This is a genomic window from Geodermatophilus chilensis, assembly GCF_002802985.1.
In the GTDB taxonomy this organism is placed as follows: Bacteria; Actinomycetota; Actinomycetes; order Mycobacteriales; family Geodermatophilaceae; genus Geodermatophilus; species Geodermatophilus chilensis.
In genome coordinates this window covers 1-4,691 of sequence record NZ_NVPT01000255.1, presented here as the reverse complement: position 1 = coordinate 4,691, position 4,691 = coordinate 1, and the positions used below count along the sequence as shown (strand labels likewise).

The window sequence follows — 4,691 nt, the reverse complement described above, 5'->3', positions numbered from 1 at the left end:
CCCGTTGATCACCTGCCGGTGATCGTTCCAACGGCCGCCGCGGCGCGGCGTCCGGTCCGGCACGAGCGGCTCCAGCCGAGCCCACTCCGCATCAGTCAGGTCGTGACGATCGAGCACAGGCCAGGCCTACCGAACCCGCCGGTCAAGATCGCTGAGACACGCCCTAATCCGCCCGTTCGTTCTCCGCTCGGCGAGCTCGCCGAGGGGGTGCGCTACGTGCGGAGCCGTCCTGACCTGTCAGCGCTGCTGTGGTGCGGGATCGGCGTCACGATGGCCGGGCTGCCGTACCTCGCGTTCCTCCCCACCGTGGCCAGCGACCTGTTCGGTGCTGGCGCGGCCGGCTACGGACTGCTCTCGGCGAGTTCGGCGGTCGGGGCGGTGATTGCGGGGCTGCTGCTGGGCCGCTGGTCCCGCTCGCGCGACCAGCGGAGGATCCTGATCGCCGCTGGTGCGTCCTTCGGGCTGCTTTTGAGCGGGATGGCCGTCGTCCCCACATTCGTGGCGGCCGTGCTGGCCCTGGCCGTCCTGGGCAGCGCTCTGCTGGCGTTCCAGGCGACGAACCAGGCCATGCTGTTGTCCCTCTCGCCCGTGGAGTTCCACGGCCGCATCCAGGGGCTGGTCATGCTCAGTTTCGGAGCCTTCGGGGTCGCGGCGCTCCCGCTCGGGATCCTGGCCGACGTGATCGGGCTGCGCTGGACCCTGGCTGGCATGGGCGTGCTCGTCCTCGGAGTCGTAGCCGTGTTCAGCGCCGTCAGCCGCCGCACCACCCGGTCGGCTCGGCCGCTCGACCTCGGTTGACCTCCTGGAGCCCGGAGGAGTGAGCCGGTCATCGCACTGAGCGGGACGGCGCAGTACCTCACGCGGACCGGGCTCTGTAATGCACCACAGCAGGTACTCGGGTTCTCGGGGCGGTCATCGATCCGCGACCGGCTGACACCTGAGGCCTGCCTGAGGGCACCCGTGCCGAGCGCCGCACACGGTCCGGTGCCCGACAGCACCATGCCGCCGTGGCCACCGCCGACCACCTCTGGAGCCTCATCGTGACAGACACCGCGATCCGCACTACTTCCCGCCCGGCCGACCACCGCGTGGACGTCAGCGGCCTGGTCGTCGGCGTCCTCGGCGGGACCGGTCCCCAGGGCCGCGGTCTCGCCGTCCGGCTGGCCGCCACAGGTCAGCGGGTGCTGTTGGGCTCACGTGAGGCCGACCGGGCCGCCGAGACGGCGACGGGGGTGGCCGAGAGGGCGGCCACGGTGGCGAACGCGGGAACCGAGGTGTCCGTACGCGGCGGTTCGAACACCGACGTCGCGGGAGCGGCCGACCTCGTGATCGTCGCCGTGCCGTTCACCGGCCACGCCGACACCCTCGCCGGGCTGGCCGCGCCACTGGCGGGCAAGGTCGTCGTCGATTGCGTCGTCCCGATGGCGTTCGACGAGCGGGGCGCCTACGTGCTCGACGTCCCCGAGGGGTCGGTGGCGCAGCAGGCCGCCGCCCTGCTCCCCGACTCCTCCGTCGTGGGCGCGTTCCACCACCTGTCGGCCGTGCTGCTGGAGGACCTCGCGCACACGTTGGAGGGCGACGTCATGGTCGTCGGCGACGACCGGACCGCTACCGACACCGTTCAGGCGCTGGCGGACCGGCTGCCCGGCATGCGCGGCGTCTACGCCGGCCGGCTGCGCAACGCCCGTCAGGTCGAGGCGCTCACCATCAACCTCGTCTCGATCAACCGCCGCTACAAGGCGCACGCCGGCGTGCGGATCACCGACGTCTGACGTGTCGGGGATCGCGAGCGCAGACGACCACCCGGGTTCCGCCCTCGGTAGGGAGCTCCTGGCGTGGCGGGAACGTCACGGCCTCAGCCGGCTGCGCGCGGCCCATCGGCTCGGGGTGGCGCACACGACCCTGCGGTCGTGGGAGGTGCGGGGAGTGTGCCCGCAGCCCCTGCAGCTGCGAGCGCTGGCTGCAGTACTCGGCCGGGACGTCGAGGACGTCCGCGTCCTCGCAGGCTCCGACCGGGTGCGCACAGCCCTCACCTCTGGCGGCGCCGGCGCCTCGCCGCTGTGCCGGGCCCGGCTGACCGCCGGGCTCACCATGACCCAGCTGGCCCGCAAGGTCGGCGTGGGGCCGGCGGCGGTGTCCCGGTGGGAGAACGGGCAGCGCACCCCCGATCCGGCCGTACGGCCACGCCTGGCCGCGGCCTTGCGGCTGACTCCGGACGAGCTCGCCCGTGCGCTCGGCAACCGAGCGCCGAGCCGCGCCGACGGGGCGCTGTTACGGGGACTGGGCCAGATGCGCCGCGACGCCGGGCTCACCCAGAGAGCGTTCCGGAACGCGCTGGGCATCGGCGCGACGACGGCGAACCTGTGGGAGCACGGCCGGGTCCGGGTCCCGGTGACCCGGCTGACAGACGTCGCCGCGGCGCTCGGGGTCGATCCGGAGACGCTCCTCGCCCGCGCCTCGCGCCCGCCCAGCCCCTCCGCCGGCAAGCGACCACTCGCTGCGCTGCGTCGGGAAGCCGGGTTGACCCAGCGGGAGCTGGCCTTTCATCTCGGCGTCTCGGTCCGCTCAGTCGTGCACTGGGAAGCGGCCACCCGCCCCGTGCCACCGACGGTGGTCCGGCCCTTGGCGCGTTGCCTCCGCAAGCCGCTGGCCGCCGTCCTCGCCGCCGCCGCACTCGAGCTGCCTGCCCTGGCTCATCCTGCGTCCTGGACGCCCGTGCAGCTCCCGGAGGTGCTGGCCACCCTGCGGCGGTCGTCCGGATGGTCCGCTGCGGCGCTCGGCCGCCGGCTCGGTGTCGCAGGCCGCACCGTGCGGACCTGGGAGACCGGAACGGGAACGCCTCCGGCCTCTGCCGTACGGCGGCTGGAGCTGCTCCACAGCCTGCCGCAGGGATGCCTCGTCCGGCTCGTCACCGAAGGCGGCCACGCCGACCAGGTTCGTCGGGCCGGTTGAGCACCGGGGTGTTCCATGAGCCGTGGGACCGCGGTCTGCACGGCGGTCGACCACTCAGCGGGACCCGCCTGGTCGGGCGGTGTCGAACGCGCGGTTACTGGACCCGGCCGCGCTGAGGGCGGCCTTCCGGGCGCTGTGAGGGACTGGAGCCGCGGAGCCGAGAGGAGACAGGCGCGTGAGAGACGTGGGCGGTTCACCGGCCGAGTCGGTGCAGCGGGCGGTCGCCGCGCTGGCCTCGGGACAGATGGTGGTGGTCGTCGACGACGCCGACCGGGAGAACGAGGGCGACCTCGTCGTCGCGGCCGAGCTGGTCACCGACGAGCAGATGGCGTTCATCGTCCGGCAGACCACCGGCATCGTCTGCGCGCCGATGAGCGAGGAACGGTGCGCGGAACTCCGGCTCCCGCAGATGGTCACCGACAACACCGACGCCCACGGGACGGCCTTCACCGTCAGTGTCGACCACGTCGGCACCGGCACCGGCGTGTCGGCCGCGTGCCGCACCCGCACGGTCCGGGCCCTCGCCGATCCGGGGACACTGCCGGGTCACCTGCGCCGCCCGGGCCACGTGTTCCCGCTGCGCGCGCGGAAGGGGGGCGTGCTCGTCCGCGCCGGCCACACCGAGGCCGCGGTCGACCTGACCCGGATGGCCGGGTTGAGCGGGGTGGCGGTGATCGGTGAGATCACCGCCGAGGACGGGTCGATGCGGTCGGGGCGAGACCTCGCTGACTTCGCCGAACGGCACGACCTACCGGTCCTCGCCATCGCCGACCTGGTCCGGTACCGCCGGGCCACCGAGCGGCTGGTCGAACCGGTCGGGAGCGCGGCCATGCCGACGGAGTTCGGGGCATTCCGGGCGGTGGCCTACCGGAACACCCTGGACGGCACCGAGCACCTCGCCCTCGTCACGGGGGACGTCGCCGCCGCGGGGCGGAGCGACCGAGGCGTCCTCGTCCGCGTGCACAGCGAATGCCTCACCGGCGACATCCTGGGCAGCCTGCGGTGCGACTGCGGAGCACAGCTCGAGCAGGCTCTGAAGGCGATCACGCAGGAGGGCTGCGGCGCCGTCGTGTACCTGCGTGGCCACGAGGGGCGCGGTATCGGGCTCGGCCACAAGATCCGCGCGTATGCCCTGCAGGAGCAGGGACTGGACACCGTGGACGCCAACACCGCGCAGGGCCTGCCGGTCGACTCCCGCAGCTACGGCGTGGGCGCACAGATCCTGGCCGATCTGGGCATCCACCGGATCCGGCTCATCACGAACAACCCGGCGAAGTACGGGGGGATCGATGGACACGGCCTGGAACTCGTCGGCCGGGTGGGGTTGCCGACGGTCGAGACCCCGCACAACGTCCGCTACCTCCGGACCAAGGGGGAGCGCATGGGGCACGTCCTGGAGAGCTCACCGGCAACGCTGGGTGGTCGTTCCGCGGAGGCGTGAGCCGACGCGGCCTCCGGACCCGGGACCCGGCTCGCTCAGTGGGACAGGGAACGAGCCGCGCACTCGCCCCAGGTAGGTGTGGAGGGCGACAGAGGCTGGCGCCGCGCAGGGTCGTGCGGTCGTGCGCCTCACCAGGTCGGTCGGCGCGAGAACCCCGCGGTCGGTTGCCGTTCGTTGTGGGAGAAGCAGAGAGGTCTGGCGATGGACATCGTCGTTCTGGTCAAGCAGGTCCCCGATTCGGGGAGCGAGCGCAACCTGGACCCGGCGGACAACACCGTCGCCCGGGGGAGCGCGGACA

At 73.1% G+C, this 4,691-nt stretch carries 4 protein-coding genes and 1 pseudogene; 4 read left to right on the top strand and 1 reads right to left on the bottom strand.

The annotated features are described in order from the left end of the window. A pseudogene (locus CNO22_RS29520) lies at window positions 1-117 on the bottom strand (IS5/IS1182 family transposase); the annotation flags it as partial. Between CNO22_RS29520 and CNO22_RS25635 the strand changes: the two are divergent. From CNO22_RS25635 to CNO22_RS25620, 4 genes are all read left to right on the top strand, one after another. After that, the gene (locus CNO22_RS25635) at window positions 103-798 is read left to right on the top strand and encodes an MFS transporter (protein WP_157937127.1); all 696 of its coding nucleotides are present in this window, start codon (window positions 103-105) and stop codon (window positions 796-798) included. The pseudogene CNO22_RS29520 and the gene CNO22_RS25635 overlap by 15 nt on opposite strands. A 209-nt stretch (window positions 799-1,007) precedes the next feature. Further along, on the top strand, window positions 1,008-1,772 hold the full coding sequence (gene npdG, locus CNO22_RS25630; RefSeq protein WP_232807354.1) for an NADPH-dependent F420 reductase: 765 nt from the start codon (window positions 1,008-1,010) through the stop codon (window positions 1,770-1,772). 1 nt (window position 1,773) lies between these two features. After that, entirely contained in the window at window positions 1,774-2,952 is a 1,179-nt protein-coding gene (locus tag CNO22_RS25625) for a helix-turn-helix domain-containing protein (protein ID WP_100502079.1), read from the top strand. A 175-nt stretch (window positions 2,953-3,127) separates the two neighbouring features. Then, entirely contained in the window at window positions 3,128-4,393 is a 1,266-nt protein-coding gene (locus CNO22_RS25620) for a bifunctional 3,4-dihydroxy-2-butanone-4-phosphate synthase/GTP cyclohydrolase II (protein WP_232807353.1), read from the top strand. The last annotated feature ends 298 nt before the right edge of the window (window positions 4,394-4,691 follow it).